Genomic DNA, 583 nt, shown 5'->3' on the forward strand with positions numbered 1-583 from the left:
CCTCGCGGGGCATGCAGCATTTTTGGCCAGCCCGCTCGTGCGTGCCAGCTCGTTTCCACGGATGGGGTCGCTGATGAAGCAGGTTTTGTTTCCATTGAAGTCGGTGCGGCTCGCCACGTCGCCTTTGTCGCTGTAGGTGCTTGCCTTGGCACTTGCGGCGCAGCCAGCGCCGGCGGGTTGGCTTTCATCGGTAATCTGGCTTTTGTTATTGGCGTCGTACGCGATGCCGATGCTGCGGCTGCTACCGAGCGGATCGGTCACGATCCTGCTGGTCGGGCTGGAATAGGCGAATGTGTAGCGCTGCGCACCGCCGGCGTGCTCCGTCAGCACGGCCTGCGCCTCGCCATTGTAGGCATACGTGGCAAAGCGCTTGCCATGCTCATCGGTGATTCCGGTGAGCAGGAAGCGATCGTTGGGGTCTTCGTAGTGATAAGAGCGCGCGGAAATCTCCGCACCAGAGCTGTCGAGAAAGTGCACACCGACCAGGCGGTCCATGCCTTCAATGGGCGCATGGCCGGGTACGGCGGCATGCTCGTATTCGTAGCGCACGCTGCCGGTGGCATTGGAGATCGACGCGATGAAC

The 583-nt window shown here is 61.9% G+C and carries 1 pseudogene; it reads right to left on the minus strand.

What is annotated here, in order from left to right:
* Nucleotides 1-583: pseudogene (locus PO883_RS34770) on the minus strand (hypothetical protein); the annotation flags it as partial.

The sequence above is a fragment of the Massilia sp. DJPM01 genome, from assembly GCF_030348125.1.
Lineage (GTDB): Bacteria > Pseudomonadota > Gammaproteobacteria > Burkholderiales > Burkholderiaceae_D > Telluria_A > Telluria_A frigida.